The organism is Rhizobium sp. EC-SD404, from assembly GCF_902498825.1.
Classification (GTDB): domain Bacteria; phylum Pseudomonadota; class Alphaproteobacteria; order Rhizobiales; family Rhizobiaceae; genus Georhizobium.
Map to the genome: position 1 here is coordinate 3,731,714 of NZ_LR701459.1, position 19,099 is coordinate 3,750,812.

The 19,099-nt window shown below is 58.4% G+C and carries 17 protein-coding genes and 3 pseudogenes; 12 read left to right on the forward strand and 8 right to left on the reverse strand.

The window, feature by feature from the left end; all coding sequences use genetic code 11:
• Window positions 1–76: 76 nt before the first annotated feature.
• The 3 genes from GC125_RS18780 to GC125_RS18790 all read left to right on the forward strand — a co-directional run bounded on the left by GC125_RS18780 (window position 77) and on the right by GC125_RS18790 (window position 1,411).
• Window positions 77–391 carry a hypothetical protein gene (locus GC125_RS18780; protein ID WP_151987051.1) on the forward strand — a complete coding sequence of 105 codons (315 nt, stop codon included), beginning with the start codon at window positions 77–79 and terminating at the stop codon, window positions 389–391.
• A 54-nt stretch (window positions 392–445) separates the two neighbouring features.
• Window positions 446–865 carry a hypothetical protein gene (locus GC125_RS18785; protein ID WP_286165575.1) on the forward strand — a complete coding sequence of 140 codons (420 nt, stop codon included), beginning with the start codon at window positions 446–448 and terminating at the stop codon, window positions 863–865.
• Between the two features lie 153 nt (window positions 866–1,018).
• Window positions 1,019–1,411, forward strand: coding sequence for a hypothetical protein (locus GC125_RS18790; RefSeq protein WP_151987052.1), 393 nt, complete (start codon window positions 1,019–1,021; stop codon window positions 1,409–1,411).
• A 244-nt stretch (window positions 1,412–1,655) separates the two neighbouring features.
• Here the strand turns inward: GC125_RS18790 and GC125_RS18795 are convergent, their stop codons facing one another.
• Both GC125_RS18795 and GC125_RS18800 read right to left on the reverse strand, forming a co-directional pair.
• Window positions 1,656–2,261, reverse strand: a complete 606-nt coding sequence (locus tag GC125_RS18795) for a hypothetical protein (protein WP_151987053.1) — start codon at window positions 2,259–2,261, stop codon at window positions 1,656–1,658.
• Between the two features lie 214 nt (window positions 2,262–2,475).
• On the reverse strand, window positions 2,476–3,135 hold the full coding sequence (locus tag GC125_RS18800; RefSeq protein WP_151987054.1) for a hypothetical protein: 660 nt from the start codon (window positions 3,133–3,135) through the stop codon (window positions 2,476–2,478).
• Window positions 3,136–3,429: 294 nt separating this feature from the next.
• On the opposite strand from GC125_RS18800, the gene GC125_RS18805 reads away from it, so the two are divergent.
• The gene (locus GC125_RS18805) at window positions 3,430–4,113 is read left to right on the forward strand and encodes a recombinase family protein (protein WP_151987055.1); all 684 of its coding nucleotides are present in this window, start codon (window positions 3,430–3,432) and stop codon (window positions 4,111–4,113) included.
• Between the two features lie 560 nt (window positions 4,114–4,673).
• Here the strand turns inward: GC125_RS18805 and GC125_RS18810 are convergent.
• From GC125_RS18810 to GC125_RS18820, 3 genes are read right to left on the reverse strand one after another with little or no spacing between them, the layout of a single operon-like run.
• Window positions 4,674–5,582 carry a DUF6671 family protein gene (locus tag GC125_RS18810; RefSeq protein WP_151987056.1) on the reverse strand — a complete coding sequence of 303 codons (909 nt, stop codon included), beginning with the start codon at window positions 5,580–5,582 and terminating at the stop codon, window positions 4,674–4,676.
• Entirely contained in the window at window positions 5,579–8,002 is a 2,424-nt protein-coding gene (locus GC125_RS18815; RefSeq protein WP_151987057.1) for a YbcC family protein, read from the reverse strand. The genes GC125_RS18810 and GC125_RS18815 overlap by 4 nt, the downstream gene beginning before the upstream one ends.
• A gap of 24 nt (window positions 8,003–8,026) precedes the next feature.
• Window positions 8,027–9,598: a proton-conducting transporter transmembrane domain-containing protein gene (locus GC125_RS18820; protein WP_151987058.1), complete on the reverse strand. Its 1,572-nt coding sequence runs from the start codon at window positions 9,596–9,598 to the stop codon at window positions 8,027–8,029.
• A gap of 103 nt (window positions 9,599–9,701) precedes the next feature.
• Between GC125_RS18820 and GC125_RS18825 the strand changes: the two genes are divergently transcribed.
• Window positions 9,702–10,580, forward strand: a complete 879-nt coding sequence (locus GC125_RS18825; protein ID WP_151987060.1) for a LysR family transcriptional regulator — start codon at window positions 9,702–9,704, stop codon at window positions 10,578–10,580.
• A 15-nt stretch (window positions 10,581–10,595) separates the two neighbouring features.
• Here the strand turns inward: GC125_RS18825 and GC125_RS18830 are convergent, their stop codons facing one another.
• Complete coding sequence (locus tag GC125_RS18830; RefSeq protein ID WP_151987062.1) at window positions 10,596–11,507, reverse strand: hydrogen peroxide-inducible genes activator; 912 nt, start codon at window positions 11,505–11,507, stop codon at window positions 10,596–10,598.
• 103 nt (window positions 11,508–11,610) lie between these two features.
• Between GC125_RS18830 and GC125_RS18835 the strand changes: the two genes are divergently transcribed.
• The 4 genes from GC125_RS18835 to GC125_RS18850 all read left to right on the forward strand — a co-directional run bounded on the left by GC125_RS18835 (window position 11,611) and on the right by GC125_RS18850 (window position 14,315).
• A complete protein-coding gene (locus tag GC125_RS18835; RefSeq protein ID WP_199864646.1) occupies window positions 11,611–11,850 on the forward strand; it encodes a DUF465 domain-containing protein in 240 nt (79 codons plus the stop codon).
• Between the two features lie 10 nt (window positions 11,851–11,860).
• Window positions 11,861–12,148: a hypothetical protein gene (locus GC125_RS18840; protein WP_151987066.1), complete on the forward strand. Its 288-nt coding sequence runs from the start codon at window positions 11,861–11,863 to the stop codon at window positions 12,146–12,148.
• 139 nt (window positions 12,149–12,287) lie between these two features.
• Window positions 12,288–13,295, forward strand: coding sequence for a TerC family protein (locus GC125_RS18845; protein WP_151987068.1), 1,008 nt, complete (start codon window positions 12,288–12,290; stop codon window positions 13,293–13,295).
• A 342-nt stretch (window positions 13,296–13,637) separates the two neighbouring features.
• A complete protein-coding gene (locus GC125_RS18850) occupies window positions 13,638–14,315 on the forward strand; it encodes an exopolysaccharide biosynthesis protein (RefSeq protein WP_199864647.1) in 678 nt (225 codons plus the stop codon).
• A gap of 649 nt (window positions 14,316–14,964) precedes the next feature.
• On the opposite strand, the pseudogene GC125_RS18855 reads toward GC125_RS18850, so the two are convergent.
• Window positions 14,965–15,790: pseudogene (locus tag GC125_RS18855) on the reverse strand (IS3 family transposase); the annotation flags it as partial.
• Window positions 15,791–15,823: 33 nt separating this feature from the next.
• Window positions 15,824–16,861: pseudogene (locus GC125_RS18860) on the reverse strand (IS3 family transposase); the annotation flags it as partial.
• Window positions 16,862–17,234: 373 nt separating this feature from the next.
• Here GC125_RS18860 and GC125_RS18865 point away from each other — a divergent pair.
• The 3 genes and pseudogenes from GC125_RS18865 to GC125_RS18875 form a co-directional block, all read left to right on the forward strand.
• On the forward strand, window positions 17,235–17,972 hold the full coding sequence (locus GC125_RS18865) for a class I SAM-dependent methyltransferase (RefSeq protein WP_151987072.1): 738 nt from the start codon (window positions 17,235–17,237) through the stop codon (window positions 17,970–17,972).
• A 77-nt stretch (window positions 17,973–18,049) separates the two neighbouring features.
• Complete coding sequence (locus GC125_RS18870) at window positions 18,050–18,352, forward strand: hypothetical protein (RefSeq protein ID WP_151987074.1); 303 nt, start codon at window positions 18,050–18,052, stop codon at window positions 18,350–18,352.
• A 116-nt stretch (window positions 18,353–18,468) separates the two neighbouring features.
• Window positions 18,469–19,044, forward strand: a pseudogene (locus tag GC125_RS18875) (IS630 family transposase); the annotation flags it as partial.
• Window positions 19,045–19,099 lie beyond the last annotated feature (55 nt).

The following is a 19,099-nucleotide window of genomic DNA, read 5'->3' on the forward strand; positions in this document are numbered from 1 at the left end:
ATTGCTAGGACGAGGTTCGGTATCTCAAAGGCGGTCTTGGCATCGAAAGGTCGACGCCGATTTCGGAGAGCCTCGCATGGAACCTGCACTGCCCATAACCACCATAGAATGCCCATACTGCTCCGAGGCAATCAATGCCAAGTCGAAGAAGTGCCGCCACTGCGGAGAGATGATCGATCCTCAGATGCGCGAGATGGAGCTTTTGAAGAGCCAGCGGCAACAGAGCGTGTTCATGAACGCCGGTGGTGCAGCCGCATCCTCATCTTCAGGAGCAGAGCTGCGGAAATTTCCACACTGGATCCACCTGATCCTTGTGGTGATATCTGGTTTGCTCTGGTTGCCTGGCTATATCCTGATGTATCTGTTTCGCAATCGCCGGTATTATTATTGACGTTCAGCGATTTTCCGAGCTTCCCACCGAAACATCCTAAGACTGTAGGTGGACATGACAGCTCAGGATCCGCTTCACAAATGCGATAGAATCGGCAGCTGGACCATCGTTTTACATCGTAACCCGAAAGCGAGAGGTCTTGATGCGTTCGAAAATTCTATCCCTGCCACTAATCCTATTCGTGACATCGCCTCACCCGCAGAGGCCGTCATCTTGTCGGAGATGGATGAGGAAACGAGGGTCTATATACAGCGAGGCAACAAAGGACAGAATGTCGAATGCTATTTCTATGCCGTGAAAATGATGCTTCAGAATTCGAATGCGACAAAAGCTGAGATCTATGTCGAATTTGATAGCCCCGATCTCGACGGGATTGGCATCGGAGCCGTTGATGCAGGGGAATATTATACCTGTGAAGATGGCGTTCTAAGGGCTTGGGAAATGGGGCAATCAACCGAGATGAAGCGGTTCTGATATCCGTTGAGCCGGTCACATCGGTCAAGAGCCACCGCCGAATCGAGTTCACAGGCAGGTTTGACGATTACTCGCCATCCAACTGCGTCTCTTTGAACTCCGTTGCCAACTGGCCTAATCCAATGGATGAGCCCGACATCATAGGAGGCGCAAATGGCACTAACTGGCATGAAACTGGTCGAGCTCATCGACAAGCCCAATCGTACGGAGCAGCAAAGACGACGCGATCGGCTTCACGAGAACATCAGCAAGCAGATCGAACGCACAAATCAAGCCGCCAAAGGCGGCAGACCCCGAGGCTTATGGTGGTGGAAGAATGAAGACGGAAAAATCGTCCTGACGATCAAATACGGCCGTCACACGCTCGAACTGGCCAAAGGCAAGCGAGCGATCCTCTGTGACGACCTGGATGCGATCATCGTGGCACTAGAGCGTGTTGAGGCTGCCAATGTTACCGGGGCGTTTGATGATCAGCTTGCGGAACTGGCCTCATCGATCCGAGCCAATTTTCGAGAACGACCAGCAAGCCAGGAAGGTTCGACGTGAGCGTGTGGTGAAGCTCTATGGATGATCTACCAACATCAGAGGATGAACAGATCGCAATCGCACGATGCATTCGCGTACTCGGTCCTCTGATCGACCAGGCTGTCGCACAAGTTCGGTCCAGCGGCTTCACTGAAGATCATGTCTCGATCGCACTGATTGGTCTGGCTGAACGTTATCGTGCCGACGTCGTCATCAGGCATCTCACGTTCGACGACTTTTCGCTGAATTAGTGTGTGAAGACGGATCAAACGCCCGTCATTGGTCCGTCATCAATCCCTGCCAGTCCCTTTGGATAGACGTCAAACAGCTTTGAAACTGGTGAAGTCAAACGATCGGATTTCACAAACTTGCCTGCATATGACAGGACCCGTCGGGGCGTTCCGTCCACTCGCTTCACATCAATATTCTTGATTGCGAATTTGTGACGAGCCTGGTTCTCGGTCAGTGGCGAGTTGATCCATTCGTCAAAGCGCTCTTTCAAATGGTCAGGAACGATCCAAATCGAATGGAAATGGATCCCTTGAACCTGATCCTGGAACCGTCCATCAGCAGTTCCTTCAACATCCAAAAAGGCGAGCACCAGTGGTTGCTGATCACGCTTGTTCACGTGATTGAACCCGGACCCTAACATCGTTCGACAGGTCCATTTATAGAACCTATCAAACCCTATCCATTCTTTTACCCCTGCTTCAGCCCTATCAGAAACACTTGAAACCTTTTCACGGTCCATCATCATGGTTATAAAATAACCATTCTCTTTCAATAGCTCTTTGGTTTTTTTAGAGCTGTATAAACGGGCATATGATCCAATTTTGCTCAGTGCAAAATCTGTATAAGCTTCATGTAACATTTGACTATCTCACTGCGTGAGAATGGCTTCGCCATATCATCGACATCAACACATCCTCATTTCTGTTAATCATTTTCAATTGGTTTCGATCTTTTCAACCTTTTCAAGACATGCAAAACACTCCTGCTCAAAAATTGAGCAGGAGCAAAATTTTCACAAATCACACCCATTCCAACCATCTGGATTTTCCGCGACAGCGCATGTGGCTCTTTATTTAGTCGTCGGATGACCGGGGCCTCGTCAGCGGTGTCACATTATCGCCAGACCCATGCGGCCCGGGACGACCATCTGTCGATGCTGAAATAGTTCTGACGGTGAAATCGGCGAAATCCTCAAGCTCACCATGAGGATAAGGCGCCTGTTTGCAGTCCATGAACGAAAAGCTTTCGCCGCGTCGTTTGCAGATTTCGAAAATTTCGAGCCAATCCTCATCGTCACGCGTGAGATCACCGACCATTCCGAAAACGGTTTTGGCTTCTGGGCCTGTGATGTGCTCGTAAGTCTGCCCCTCCAGCAGGCGGTTCAGATCAATGCAGCCCGAAAGACCAGAGTAGTCGAGCATCGGCTGGAGAGCGTCTCTGTCGAACTCGAATGGCGTAACCCATGCTTCTTCAGCGAAGGAAAGACTGGATGCCAGTACGGCTAGGGCTGCAGCTTTTCCTTTTAGCCGTCCCTTTATGCAAAGATGGAAATTCGCAAAGCGCTCCCGACAGATGTCCGCGAACATCACCACGAGCCGTTCGTTTCGACAATCTAGATCCGCGTATAGATAGAGATCGTTGGGCTCATCATCGTTGAACCGGCCCGTCATGTGGTCGAATTGCTGGACGGCCTCCCAGGTTAAAATGCCGTTTATCATGTATCGGTAGATCATCGACAGCTCCTTTTCGATGCATTTTCTTTGCGAACGGAGCCGTGATCTATGCCGTTTTGCGCGCCTCTGCAAATAACATCCGCAGAGTGCGTACACCTAATACTTTTATATTGCGTGATAATACGTCATACAACCGATTTTAGCGCTTTTTTGAGCTTCAAATCAGCACTTTATCCCGCAGTATTACGTATCTCCATATTCATGACACAAAAGATCCTTGATTGACGAGCTTGTCTGCCTCAATGTCTGCCACCTTGAGTTGTCTTGCCACATTCTTCAGAGGATCCTTCAAACATGAACCAGCATTCATGTTTGAAAGAATTCGTCGCCTATTACCGCGTCTCAACGAAGCGGCAAGGCCGATCAGGGCTTGGCATTGAAGCCCAGCGAGGTTCGGTTGAGCGATATGCTGAGCAGTACGGAACGTTGATTGGAGCGTTCGTTGATATCGAGTCCGGCAGAAACGATGAGCGAACCGGCCTTCAGCAGGCGATCAAACTCGTCCGCAGTCGAAAGGCCTCGCTGTTGATTGCGCGGCTAGACAGGTTTTCCCGGCGGGTCAGCTTCATCGCGGGCATGATGGATAAGGGGGTTCCGCTCGTTATCGCGGAAATGCCGCACGCGTCTGAATTTCAGCTGCACATATTTGCTGCTCTCGCACAGGAAGAACGGCGAATGATTTCGCTGCGGACGCGTGCAGCTCTGCAAGCGGCGAAGCAACGCGGTGTGAAACTGGGGTCTACCGGCAAAACACGTGCGGCGGAGAACAAGACCAACGCCGATGCAAAAGCGGTAGAAATGGTTCGCCTCTTGAAGTCGCTGCCACCGGCTGTTTCATTGTCAGAGGCGGCGTACCGGCTAAGACGAGCAGGATGGTCGACGGCCTTTGGGCGCCACCCTCATCCGCAGTCGGTCAAAAACTACCTCACGCGATTGGGCCTCAGGCTACACGAGATTTATGAAACGAAGGTAATCTGAACCGTGAAGCGAGATGCACCTGCCCTTTGCATCCTAGCCATCCTGACGTTCCGCTCTCTTGGATCCTGTTTTCCAAGGTCCAAGTGCAGCCTCGATTAATATCCAGCCTGCTGCCGTCCGCATATTTTTCAGCGCCTTTCGGTGGCAAGTCCTGGGCCGGTAGCGGTCTGTCCGCTTTTGAGTGCTGAAGGCCGGATAGCGGCCGTTAAGCACATGCCCAACGGCGGTCCATAGATCCCATTCAGTCGCTCATGGGAGCAGGCAAGACGGTCCTTAATCGCTTTAAGGAGGCGAACTTCCTGGGATCAACGCCAAGGTCGCGATGAAAGGATGGTAGATAAGCCCGACCGCGGGTGGAAGCAACCAGCTCACAGAATTGCAGCGGAGCTGATCTCATGCAGCACCACGAGGTTCTAGATCGTGGCGTCGCTGTCAGATCAGACTCAAGCGCTGCTTTCAGCCAAGGGCTCATTCGAGGATGTGCCAGAACCCAAGCGATCTGCTCGTCATTGGTCTGCACGGCGTCATCTAGTTTTGTCATAGGCTTCCTCCATCGCCGGTCATGGATTGCACGAGGGACAGTGTTTCGGGTCAGCGTGTGTCAGCCCGTCGTCACGCGGTCGATTTTCGCGATGCAGGCATGAGACGCAGCTAAAGATATATTGGCGGACCATCTGGCTCGGGGAGCCGCACCAGTCGCAAGGCAGGCCGGTCTCGACATCGATTTGTCCGTAGCCGGGCATGCCGCAGGCAGGGCAAAGCTGGGACAGCCGCTCGGCGAGCGCAGATGCAAGCCGGCCAAGCTGCGCCATCCGCGTCGGGTTCATATGGGCGCGCATATCGGTTTGGATCAGCGCTCGGCCGTCCTTCGATAGCGCCTGGGCCGACATGACAGCTCTCTTAAGGGTGGCTCGTTCGCGCAGGCCCTTGAAGATGTGGCCAGCTCCATTGTCGCTCTCGGCCGGCTTCACGATCAGAGCGTGCTTGGGAAAGCCGAGACGATCGAGGACGGGTGTCAGATCGTCGCCCGCCTCCGCATAAGCGTGCCCGAAGGCTGGTGTATCGTCGATCAAATGCTCGCTAACGACGATGCCGCGCGTGTCGTCGACGAGCACCATCAATTCGACGCCCCCGGGAACGAGGGGAATCTCGGGGTGCGGGCCGTAGCTGCCTTCGCTCCCAAGGCCGATCGGCAGCCCCACCGCCTCCATGCCCAGTCGCGCCTTGGCGATCGCCACGTCGCGAATGGTGCCTGTGCGCGGGATCTCGCCGGTGAAAGTACCGAGCGCGTCGGTGTCGATATCCGACGCGGCGGAGACGATCAGTCCGAGCCGGGCGCGCAGGACGGGCGCGATCGCTTCTTCCTTTCCGTGCATCGTGGTCAGCACAGCGTTCTGGCCGGCATAGGATGCAGACTGGTGACCGGCAGCGGCTGCAAGGGGGACAGGTTCCGGAACGACAGTCTTCATGCTTGCGCCTGAAGCCGCGTGGTCTCCATCTCCACTTCGTCCCATGCAAGATCACCGACGTAGCGCCAGGCCATGCGGCCATCATCATCTAGCACGAAGAGATGCAGCCAGCGATGGTCGAACAGTCCCCGGACCTGCGGGTGGCGATTGAGAATATCGGCGATTGCCTCGCGCGGGGCCTCGATGACCACGGAGAGCCGCAGCGGCTCATGGACGAGCCGCTCACCGTCATGGACGGATTGCCACGGCAGCCCGGCACGCAGGAGTCCGCCATTGCCTTCGACAACGCCGATCCCGCCGATGACATTGTGCAGAAGCTTGTTACCAGCGCCAAAGAGTCCAGGCGCAACAGTAGAGCCATAGTATTGGAGGCTGATCCAGCTTGCCACGACGACCGGCGCGGTCAGGATCAGTTCGAGCACGCCGAAGCCCTGATCCAGGCGCCAGTCATAATCGTGCAGGAAGGCGCGGCCGGCGAGATCGCTGCCGGCGGTGCGTTCCCTCGGTGCTGCGACGAATGCCTGGCAGCCCGCGAGCGCCCATTCGGGCCGCAGCTCGGACCAATCGCGAGCGCGGCGAAGGACATCCGCTTCAGATGCGGCGCGGGGCAGCCGGAGCGCCCGCTCGGCGCGGGCGAGCTTGCCTGCGGCGTGGAGCCAGCTTTGGGCTGTTGCCAGGTCAGCGGCATGGCCCACCGATGGATGATCGGCATCATAGATATGGACGTCGTCGGTCGTCGTGTCGTGGAGGGCCGCTAGGAACAGTGTGTCTTGAGGAACCGAAATGCCGCGCGCGACAAGGCCGGCGCGAACGGCGGGTTCGTTGAGCAGCGATGCGAGCAGCCGGGCATTGACTTCGCCCGAATAGCCGCCGCAGGCGCCGCAATGCAGCGCGCTGGCATGCGGATTGTTGATGACATTGGCGCCGTGACCGGCAAGCAGTATCAATCGCGCGAAGCCATCTGTGAGCGACATCGCTCTAAGGACACCTTCGGCCATCGCAATCCTCTGTTCGAGGCCGATCGTGCCAGCGAAACGGGGCGCCAGGTCGCTTGGCACGCAATTTTTGGCCAGTCCCAGACCGTCGCGCAAAAGCTTGCCTATATAAACAGGTCCCGCTGCCTCGACGAAGGCGAAGGAGGAGATGGCGGCAAGCTTGAACCGGCCCCAAGCACGCTTGGCACGTGCCGCGACCCTTGCCGCTCGATCCGCGCTCTGCGTCTGCAGCGTCGGCTCTCCGGAGCAGGAGAGGCGACTGGGCTGGAGTAGCACCGGCAGACGCGCTTCCACCACGTCCGAGCCAAAGCGGCGATGCGCGATCCCCATGCCGAAGAAACCGGCGAAGCCGAGCGTGCTGATGCTGGAATCGAGCGTTTCCAATGCGCGGCGAAAAACCTCCGATCGCACGTCGATACAGAAGGCCATCTGCATCACGGGACGCGAGGAGGCCATCACGGCGGGCCGCGCCTGGTTGAATAGGGTCTTCAGCGTCCGCTGGGCTGCATACTCACTGGCCTCCTGGAGGATGGCATCTACATGATCCTCCTCGTCTGCAACGATCGGTTCACCGTGGGCGATCGCGGTGTCACGCCACTGCGGTCCGATTTCCTGTTCGTACTGACTCAGAAGCGCTGCTTCCCAGACGAGAGAAATGGTGAGCAGATCGGTCACCGTACTGTCTGTCTTACCTGCCAGTTCCGCCTGCCAGAGGCGGTGGCGCGCAAGCTGCGACCAGCCGCCAAGACCGATCAGCAATCGGTGGAAGCAGCTGTCCAGTGCTGCCTCAGACAGGCTGAGCGTTTTGACAGCGTCGACGAGGGCGTCATCGGCGCTTTCGGATGTGTCCGCCAAAATGCCAGCGAAGCCGGCAAGGCCGACGATTTCCGGGGTCAGATCGTGCATGGCGGCGGTGCGCCAGGAAGCATAGGCGCTGCGTCCCTCGGGAAGGGCCCAGAGCGCCTGACCCTGATCGAAATAGCCCGCTGCCCAATGGCTCAGGCGCTCATCGACAACGGCCTGCCAGTCGATGCCGCTGACGTTGCTTGCCAACTCTGCGACCGAAGGCAGCGCCCGTGCTGCCGGCGTCTCGCCATGCATGGCCTGCTTCAGTGCGGCAATCGACTTCGAACGGTGCGAGACAGGGGCTGCGCTGAGCGCATCGGCCAAGTCACACTCGGTGAGTTCACCTCTTTGGAAGCGTTCCTGATACCAGCGGCGCGGCATGGTCAGCCGGATACCGGCCGCCCGCCGCAGGCGCGCTGCGGCTTGAGCCAGAGATTCGTCTGTCTGGCCGAGAAACGGATTGACAGCGACGCTCGCGGCCAGCGGCCAGAGCGGCGGGATGGAGCGTGCCGCGCGTCGGGCCGCAGCCATGATCGTTTCGGGGCCCGGACAGTGGGTCTTGGGTGCAGTCATCAACATGAGCGCAATTCCTGATCCTTGAGGTCACGAAGGCTTGCGGACGGCCCAACCGGCCAGCATGCGATCGAGCATGGCGTTGACGTAAAGCCCGTTGGAGAGATGCACCCGCAGGCCCGCGGCCGCCGGATGGGCTACCCAAAGCGGGAACAGGGCCTGCGCGACCGCCACCAGGCCGAAGGTCAAGACGGCGAGCGCCATCAAGGTCCATTCGAGCCGACCAGGCGCGGGCGTCGCAGGCAGCACGCCAGCCGTCAGCCATTCGGCCGCCGTCTGGAGCGTGAAGTAGCCGAGCGCGGCTGCGGTTGCATAAAGCGCCGTCCTCGCCGTCAGAGCTCTCGGCGCAGCATCTGCCAGCCCTTGGGCAAGCAGATATGCGACGCCGAAGATGAGGATGGCGCCAAGCGCGAGCGCCTGTGGCGACTTGTGCTCGAACCCGAAGCCGATGCCGAAGGCTACACCGATCGCAAAATAGATCGCGAGCGCGATGAGGAACGCGCGTGCGACAGCACCGCCATGGGGTATGGCGACCGGACCCGGGCGACGCATGGAGGCGACCTGCTCCACGGCACCGCCCGAGGCCAGGAAGGCATGCGCCTTGTAGAGGGAATGGGCCACGATGTGGAGCAGCGCCAGCGGGAACAGCGCCAGCCCGCATTGCAGGATCATGAAGCCCATCTGCGCCACGGTTGACCAAGCGAGAGAGGTTTTGACTGCAGGCTGCGTCAGCATGACGAGCGCGCCGAAGAGGGCAGTAAAGCCGCCGATCATCGCCAGCACGGCCAGCACGCCGGGCGCGAGAAGCATGACGTCGGCGAAGCGGATCAGCAGGAAGCCGCCCGCATTGATGACCCCGGCATGGAGGAGCGCCGAGACCGGCGTCGGCGCCTCCATGACTTCCGTCAGCCAACCATGGGTCGGGAATTGCGCCGACTTCAACAGCGCTGCAAGTGCCAACAAGCCCGCTGCGGCCGGCGCGTGCCATGAAACGTCGCCGGCCCGCGCCATGGCGTTGATCGCCGCAATGTCGGTCGTGCCGAAGGCCATGCTCATCAGCAGCACCGACCCGGCCAGCGACAGGGCACCCAAGCCCGCAAATAGCCGCTTCTTGCGGGCCGCGCGTTGCGCCCCAATGCGGTCGGGATAGAAGAGCAGCAGGCGATGGAGCGCATAACTCGTCGCAATCCAGGCGCCGAGAAACTGGACCAGATTGCCGGCCTGCACAAGGAGAAGGACTGCCGCCAGTGCCGCGCACAGCCAACCCGTGAATGCGCCCTGCCGGGCCTCGCCGTCGAGATAGGTGCGCGAGTAGCGCAGCACGATCCAGCCGATGAAGGAGACGAGCAGAAGCATCGTGACGCTGACGGCGTCGATCCGCACGGAAAAGCCGATCATGGATAAGCCGAGCAGTGCGCTATCACCCGGCCCGACGAGAAGCAGGAGAAACAGCGATCCGGTCGCAACGGCGAAAGCCGCCAAGGCGGCCGCCTCGGCAACGGCCGCGACAAGCGAGGGCCTTAGACCCTGTCGGGAAGACGCAAACAGTGCGGCGAGCAACAGGAATAGCGGTGTGGCGAGCGCAAGCAGATTGGGCGACAAGGCGGTTACCCCTCGGCAGTGACGATGTAACTGCTGCTAACGGAGCCGCACTCCGAAAGAAAATGCATTGTTTGCTCAAATACGTTCGCTATTATCGAACGTCATGGCAGCGCTCAATTATCACCACCTGCGGTACTTCCGGGCCGTCGCGCATGACGGCAACCTCACACGCACGGCCGAGCGCCTGAACCTGACCCAGTCGGCGCTTTCGGTGCAGATCCGCAAGCTGGAGGAGCAACTTGGCCACGCGCTCTTCGACCGGCGTGGACGACAGCTTCATCTGACCGAGGCCGGCCGCATTGCGCTCGACCATGCCGATGCGATCTTTACGACCGGGGATGAACTGCTCGGCACGCTTCGCGAGACCGGTACGGCGCGCCAGGCACTACGGGTCGGGGCGCTGGCTACGTTGTCGCGCAACTTCCAGATGGAGTTTCTTCGGCCCGTTCTCGGTCGGACCGACATCGAGCTCGTGTTGCGCTCCGGCGGAGCCGCCGAGCTCTTGCGCGCGCTGGAAGCGCTGAACCTGGACGTCGTGCTCATCAACCATGCGCCCGCGCGTGATGTGCTGACGCCATTCGTGGCGCATCGGATCGCAGAGCAGCCGGTCGGCCTCATCGGCACGCCGTCTCGGTTCAGCGGCAAAGCGGGGCTCGTCGACCTCCTGCGCGATCATCCCGTTATAGTGCCGACGCTAGAGAGCAGCGTGCGCGCCGGCTTTGACGCTCTCGCCGATCGCCTGGGGGTGCGCCCGCAAATCGTCGCGGAGGTCGAGGACATGGCGATGATGCGGCTTCTGGCGCGCGAAGATGTCGGCCTTGCCGTTCTGCCGCCCATAGTCGTCAAGGACGAGCTGGCGGCCGGCCTCCTCGTCGAGGGCGATGAGCCACTGGGGATTACGGAGACTTTCTTCGCCGTGACCATGGAACGGCGTTTTCCCAATCCGACATTGCGAATTCTCCTGCAGCAAGGCTCGACATAGGACCGACAGATTCAGTTACCTGACGCCCAGCGCCAGTGCCGCATCTTTCGCCCGTCCGGCCAATTCCTCAAAATGCGCCACGCGACCGGCCGTCGCCCTGAAGTAGACCCCCACCTCACGCATCTCGCGCCAGTCCGTCAGCTCTAGGAGATGTACATCGTCTGCATTGCGGAACTCCGCCCGGGCGTAGAGCTCTGGAAATAGCGAGCAGCCCATGCCGAACGACACCATCTGGCGGATCGCGTCGAGGCTGGTCCCGACATAGTCGTCGACAACCGCCGCACCTGATACCTTCGCCAGATGTTGAACGTTCTCCAGCAGACGGTTGCCGCTTCCAAGGGCCAGAAGTCGTTCGCTTTCCAATTCCTTGACGGCAACGGAACTCCTTTGCGCAAGGCGGTGATTGGCCGGAACGCCCAGGTAAAGCCGTTCGCAGCCGATCGGGATGAAGGTCAAGGAAGGCTCGCCGCACGAGGGGCCGACGCCGCAATCGAGCGTTCCTTCGGCCACAGCGGTTTCAATCGCGGCGGGGCGATCCTCGATTATATAAATTTTGAGATCAGGGTACTTCTGGTGCAAGGGCGGCAGGAATGTCGGCAGAAAATACGGACCGAAAGTCGGCGGTGTGCCGAGCCTGACGATCCCACCCAGAGCTGCGCTGTCCTGCGCTACCGCATCCATCAAATCACTCATAGCGGCAAGCGTCACTCGCGCACCGCGTAGAAAACGTTCTCCGATCGGTGTGATCTGGACCGTTGCCGAGGTCCGCTCGAAGAGCTGGATGCCCAGATTGTTTTCGACGATCCCGACCTGAACGGACAAAGTGGGCTGCGATACATGGCAACGCTTGGCGGCCTTACCGAAATGACCGCATTCGGCAAGGGCGACGACATATTCAAGCTGGCGTAAAGTAGGGCGGAACGGCATAGACAATAGCTGATGACTATAAAGACGATTACAACAATCAATTGGCGCAATTGAGCAAGGATGTCCAGATCAGCCTCGTGGTCAACACGAAGGAATGATGAACATGGACCCATTCTTGAATTCGCTGCGCAATCGCCGTGCGGCAATCCAGGCTCTCATCAACCGCGAGCAGGCACGGCCTGCACCGGACGGCCTGAAGCTGTTTGAACTGAAAAAGCTCAGGCTCCGATTCAGGGAACAAATCGAATATCTCGAGCGACTCAACCGTGAAGGGCAGTCCAAAGTCATTCCGGTAATTCGTCGCAAGTCATCAACGCTGGCAACGGTGCGATCGCGAACTTGATGGCGCGCTGATGCGTCCCGGACCAAGCAGTGCTGCGAAGCTCATCCGCGTCGTCAGTTCCAGCGCTGTTGCCCTGATCGCTGCATGGTCGCTGCTCGCGCTTGCCGTCTGTGCCAGCGTCGAACTGTCAGTCTGTCGGCTCGCCGATATGGGCGGCGCCGATGGTCTGATCGCCTGGTTCGCACAGATCGCCGCGCCGCTTGACGGACCGCTGATCGCGATCGTGTGGCTTGTCGGCGTTGCGATGCTGGGTGGTGTGACCGTCCTGATCCGCCGTCTTACTTCGGCTGCAACCTAGTTGGTCGGCCGCCGCCGGTCCTACCGAATCGGCGACGGCCATGTTGATTGCCCAGTCCGGGCCCCTCTGGCGAGAGATGCCGGTCCTCTCGCGATGTCGGACATTGCACCCGTCGTGGACGACCGGCTGGAGAGTTCACGTGGAATTTGCATTTCTATTCACCGATTGGCTCGGCAAGCCGGTCTGGATGTGGCTCGGCTTCATCTCGATCGTCATCGCGCTTCTGGTGTTTGACCTTGGTGTGCTTCACCGCGACAATCACGAGATCGAGGTCCGGGAAAGCTTGATCCTGTCCTCGATGTACATCACCCTCGGCCTCGCCTTCGGTGGCTGGGTCTGGTGGCAACTCGGCGCGGAATCAGGGCTGAACTACCTCACCGGCTTTGTTGTGGAGAAGACGTTAGCGCTCGACAACGTCTTCGTCATCGCGCTCATCTTCTCCTTCTTCGCCGTTCCCCGCAAATACCAGCATCGCGTGCTCTTTTGGGGCATCTTGGGCGTCATCATCCTGCGCGCCATCATGATAGGTCTGGGGGCTACGCTCGTCTCGCAGTTCTCTTGGGTGCTCTACATCTTCGCGGCATTCCTGGTAATCACGGGTATCAAGATGCTGTGGATCGGCGACAAAGAGCCCGAGATTGGCAACAATCCCATCGTCGGCTTTCTGCGGCGGCGCTTCAACGTGACCGACGAACATCACGGTCAGGATTTCTTCGTCAAGAAACCCGATCCAAAGACCGGCAAACTCGTTTGGTTTATGACGCCGCTCTTCATGGCGCTCGTCATGGTGGAGATCGCCGACGTCATCTTCGCGGTGGATTCGGTCCCGGCGATTTTCGCCATCACGACCGACCCATTCATTGTATATACGTCCAATATCTTCGCCATCCTTGGACTGCGAGCGCTCTATTTCGCTCTTGCCGCGATGATCCACCGTTTCCAGTACCTGAAGCCGGCGCTTGCAATAGTCTTGATCTTTATCGGATCGAAGATTTTTGTTGCAGACCTTCTGGGGCTCGAAAAGTTCCCCGCTGCGCTCTCGCTAGGCATCACCTTTAGCATCATCGCATCGGGCGTCATCTGGAGCCTGATCAAGACACGGTCGCAGCCGCCGCATGACGGGCCGCCTAAACTGCTGCGTCCCTGAGGCTCTGTGCTGGCGCTGGACAGCTAGTCCAGCGCCAGCACAGCCGGATGATGCATGCCGAATTCAAGAGACATGTTCAGGCGCAGGAAGTGAAGCGATGCAAGACATGCTGGTTACCCTCCTTTCTCTGGTGGGCATCTGGCCGGCACCGGGTAAGAAGGATCAAGCGGCGCGGCGAACTGAGCGCTGCAGATATCAATCGTCTTGTCGTCGCCTTGAACCGATCCCAGATGCTCAACACGCGCGCAGCGTTCACGACGGCCTGCGCTTGCGCACTTGCCGGCCTCCAGTTGGTCCTAGACCTTACCTAAGATGCCGGATGAACAGCGCGAGGCTATACCGATGCCCCGAATTGCGATCACCCAGAAACGAGAACCGGATAGTTGCTTCCTGGCTGCTGCGGAGGCCGCACCAGCGCGCACCGCGTCGGATGCGATTGACGATCTGCTGGCGACCTGCATCGATCGGGATCGCATCGCTATTGGCGACGTGGTCAACCAGCTCGGCGCAGACGGTTTCCCAATGCTGGTTCTCGTTCTCGTGCTGCCCGCGCTCATCCCTATCCCGGGGCCATATGGCATGGTGTTCGGCACGGCGGTTGCAGTCCTGTCCATCCAGATGATCGCTGGTCGCTCTAGGCCATGGCTGCCCACTGTGATCACCCGACGGTCTGTCTCAACGGGAATGCTCGTAAACGCCAGCAAACGAGCACGAAGCTGGCTGGTTGCGATCGAAAATCTTCACGAGCCGGGCCGCTTCAAGTGGCTTGCCGGAACTATGGCCGGCCGCGTCGCGGCTTTGATAATCCTACCTCTGTCCATCATGATCGGATTGCCGATACCATTCGGCAACGTCCCGCCTGTCGCAGCGATCGTCATGATCGCGTTTGCCTTGATCTTGCGCGACGGGCTTGCACTTGTTGTCGCGTTTGTCGCAGCCATCCTGGCAGCGGCATGGGTTGCGTTCGTTTTCTGGTTCGGGGGTGAACTTCTAGCCCGGATCTGGCCGGTTTCCGGATAAACGTTAGCAGTCAGTCTAGTCTCTGCGACGGGAGGCGTGGACAATTTCGGCAATGGTTGTATCAGACGAAATATTGAAGCTTATCGCCTTTGCAAGTGGCCGCATTTGCTTAATCTGACCCGAAAGCAGTCAGTCAGGTATCCACCCCGGTCCGGCCGTCGGCGTCAGCCGGCGTGGGCAAGCTAGGAAATGTTTTCCTGCCGACGCTTTCGAGGCCGGTTTCGGACCGTCCGGTTATGGGGAGGCAAGCTGCCGTTTCGTGTCTGCCAGACCATCCAAAGTTTGCGTGGTCAGCTTGCTGCCTCAACCTGGACGATCAGGTTGGTTTCTGAACACCCGAAATTCGCATTTCATTCAGCACCTGCTTTTCGCTCAAGGGGGAGCTTTCCTGGACACACTGTTCACTGAGCCCGAGCAGGGTAACCCCCGCAGCATAATTCATTTGCATGTGATGCGGCTCGCAGTTCAGACCCTTGGCGTACAACGCGACTTTCAATCGAATAGCGCACATCAGATGCCCTTCACGGCTTCCAGCGCCACGCGAGCCTTGAAGCCCGCGTCATGGTTCCTGCGTTTGCGCATGTTCTGATCTCCTCGTCATTGGAGATCAGCAGACGTCAGATCGTAGCTTCCGTCACCGTCCAATTTCTGGGGAGGTGCTCACGATGTAGTGCCACTCGACGCCCCGATCCTGCCAAGCCAGCGTGGCGTTTGACGTCAGCTCCGTACCGTTGTCGCTGACAATCATGCAGGGGTAGCCGCGCCGTTCAGCAATCGCATCCAGTTCACGAGCGACACGTTCGCCCGAGATCGAGTTGTCGACCACTGTCGCCAGGCACTCCCGGCTGAAGTCGTCGATCAACGCGTCCGACACGAAGTCAAGTGACCATCTCTGGTTTGGATCGTGCGGAGTGGCCATCGGAGCTCTCGTGCCCATAGCGCGTTTGCGCCACCACGTTTTCAGACCGTCCGGCGCTCTTCCTTGTGAATCCGGTAGAGCTTCTTCCAGTTTACCGCGACACCCTCCCGCTTCAACAGCAGGTGCAGGGCGGCGGTAGCCGAACCGCCATCGCTGCGATGACAGTTCCCGCAAACGCGCTCGCAGAGCAGCATCGTCCGACCCGCTGGATTATGTATTGGTAGACACGCCGCGCAATGCCAGCCAGGGCACAGGCCGCCGCTGCGAGTAGCTCTTTTCTTCGACTGCCCAACTCACGCATTTCTCCTTGAGCCGGGCGTCAGAAGTTTTTTGCCAGCATCTCGCGCAGCGTCGATACATCCATCATCGACTCTGCCAAAAGCCTCTTCAGACGGGCATTCTCCTCCTCCGAAGTCTTTAGCCGTTTGGCCTCCGACACCTCCATGCCGCCATACTTCTTGCGCCACGTGTAGAAGGTCGCGTCCGAAATGCCATGCTTGCGGCACAACTCGCCGGCCGTCATGCCCGCCTGATGCTCTTTCAGAATGCCAATGATTGAATAGCCCCGAGTATCGTAGACACCGTCAGGTTAGACTTTCTGCTGCTTCTCGAACTCGACGGGCGACAGCATCCCGTTTCTGACGTGCTTGCGTTTCGGGTTGTAGAACATCTCGATGTAGTCGAACATATTCTGGCGAGCTTCATCACGTGAACGGTAGTCCCTTCTACGTATCCGTTCTCGCTTCAGGAGATTGAAGAAGCTCTCATCCACCGCATTGTCATGGCAGTTGCCGCGTCGGCTCATCGAGTAAACCAGATTGTGGTGCCTGAGGAACGAGGCCCAATCCATGCTGGTGAACTGCGAGCCCTGATCCGAATGGATCAGAACCGTATTCTTCGGCTTGCGTCGCCACACCGCCATGAGCAGAGCCTGCAACACAACGTCGGTGGTTTGGCGGCTCTGCATTGCCCAGCCGATGACACGACGGGAGTAGAGATCAATGACGACGGCGAGATAGGCGAAGCCCCTCACAGGTCCGGATGTAGGTGATGTCCGTGACCCACGCCGTGTCTGGAGCCTCGACGTCGAACTGCCGGTCGAGCGCATTATCTACGACGACGGCAGGCCTGCCGCTGTAGATGCCAGGACGGCGTTTGTAGCCAATCTGCGCCTTTATCCCGGCAATGCGTGTCAGCCGTGCGACCCGGTTTGGGCAGCACATCTCGCCTTGGTCGAGAAGGTCGTCGTGCAGCTTTCGATAGCCATAGACCTTGCCGCTCTCTTCCGATGCCTTCAGGAGCAGATCGGTCTGTCGCTTGTCCTCACTGGCTCGCCTGCTCAGTGGGTTCTTCAGCCAGGTGTAAAACCCACTCGGGTGAACCCGCAGGAGGCGGCACATCGTCCGCACAGAAAACTGCAAGCGATGCAGGGCAATGAACGTGCACTTCACTTTGCATCCCTGGCGAAATACGCGGCCGCTTTTTTTAGGATATCGCGCTCCTCGGTGACGCGAGCCAGTTCCTTCTTCAGCCGCCTGATCTCCTCGGCCTCGTCGTTGCCCTTGGCGCTCGACGCAGCAAACTTCTTCTTCCATTCGTAAAGGGAATGCTGGGCCACCCCGAGCCGCTAAGAAACCTCTGCTCGACCGGCTCAAGGCCTCGCGCGAGGCCGTTGTCAATCTCGACAAGTTCACCTATGCCGGCAACACGGACAACCTCGCCGCCGCCATGGACGACGGGGCGCATGTCCGTCGAGGCCGATATCTGCGACGGCGACGCGCTGGGCCGCGTCTTCGCCGAGCACGACATCCGGGCGGTCGTGCAGGTACGAAAGCCGTTTGCGGCAGGTAATCTTCGCCGTTTGAATGGTAGTCGAAGCCGACAGAAGCGAAGGGGTCGATGGTAAGCGCTGGCATATGGGCAAATGTGTATACTAGCGTTGCACTCAGGAAGAGGCGTGGATAGGTTGCGGTCTCGTAAACGAGAAAGGGATTGATATAATGGGCGAACCAGAGACTTTCGAGCTAGGTGGTCAACGGTTCCGTATCGATACTCGAGCCGGGAAAGATCGATCCCTATCAAATGGCGACTCATTTACCCTCGTGAAGACTAAGGCCATGATCGATTTTTATCAGGATTTGGCGAAATCGATTGAAGCAAAGCACATTTTCGAAGTCGGCGTCTTTCAGGGGGGGAGTTACGTGCTTCTTGATCAAATATTCTCGCCGACCAAGATGACGGCCGTAGATTTGTCAGATGTGCCTGTTGATCCGCTAATGGATTACATATCCAGTAATTCGAGCCGTTCAGTCCATTGGGGTAAATCACAATCGGATGAAGCCGCCCTGCAAAAGATCGTTGATCAGGATCTGGGAGGCAGGCTTGATCTGGTCGTCGACGATGCGTCTCATCTATACAGCCAGACTCGACGGACATTTGAGATATTATTCCCGCGCCTTCAGCCGGGAGGCACTTACATCATCGAGGACTGGGCTTGGTCACATCGCCCAGCACATCAAAAAGAAACGTCGCCATGGGCCGGGCAGCCGGCCCTCACCAATCTTGTGTTTGAGATTATCGTTCTTCTTGCCTCCGGGCCCCTTATCGATGCAGTCAGTGTGAGAGATCATGCCGTCATTATCACCAAGAGCAAAACACAACGCGCGGTTCGACACTTCAAATCCCGTGAGTTATGGGAAGATCTGAAATTGCGCGGCAGAGAAATGCCACGCATCTGACAGCGACCTCGTAGACATCCCGTTGCGGCGTGAGAAAGGCGCGGCTACGTTGCGTCGCCACCGACCGGAGCCCTAGCATGAATCAGCGCGTAAACCTATTTGAGGGTCGTTGGCCCGAGCAATCCCACGAAGTGCTGAAGATCGGGAAAGCGGATCCAAAGTGGCCATCCGACGAATTCCAACCTGCATACATCGATATGCAGGGACCGGGACTGGTCCGACGCGCCTTTGCTTTCATCGACATCCTCCACATGGACGGCGCCTTCAACCGCCTGGAAGCCGACCCTTCATGGAGTCTTGAAGTCGTCGATCACGAGGGCACCAGTCATGTCGGGGAAGGGTGTTCTCGTCAGACGACGAAGCATTGGATACTGCGATAACGGCCATCGGAACCGAAGGTGCGGTCATCTTCATGCGTGGCAACAACGTCGTCCCATTCCGTCAACGCTGAGCCGACGTGGCAGCACAACACCGCTTACGCCTCAGATCAACAGCGCGGCCCGATGTCCAGCGCCGCCGCATCGCCTGGTTCGACAGCCAGCTCGCCCTCGACCCCGAGAAGCTGATTTTCATCGACGAGACCGCTACCTCGACGAAGATGGCCCGCTTGTGCGGTAGGGCGCCATGCGGCGAGCGATGCCGGGCAGCCGTTTCTCACGGTCATTGGAAGACAACAACCTTCACCGACGGGGTGCGATTGTCCGGCATGGCTGCGTCGATGCTCCTCGACGGCCCGATGAACGGTCCGGCCTTCTTCGCCTATGCCGAGCAGCTACTGGCACCCGAGCTGCGGCCTGGCGACATCGTGGTCATGGACAATCTGCCCGCTCACAAGATCAGCGGCGTGCGCAAGGCCATCAAGAGGGTCGGCGCGCAGCTCCTGTTCCAGCCGCTATACTCGCCCGACTTCAACCCGATCGAGATGGCTTTCTCCAAGCTCAAGGCCCTGCTCAGAAAGGCCGCCGCCAGAACCGTCGACGAACTCTGGCTGGTCGTCGCTAATTGCCTCTCAGCCTTCACACCAGACGAATGTCGGCATTACTTTGGAGCAGCAGGATATGACCCAGTTTAAATCGAATTTGCTCTCGCCTATGAATGGGAACATTCAGGGGAGCACGTCAGCCGTC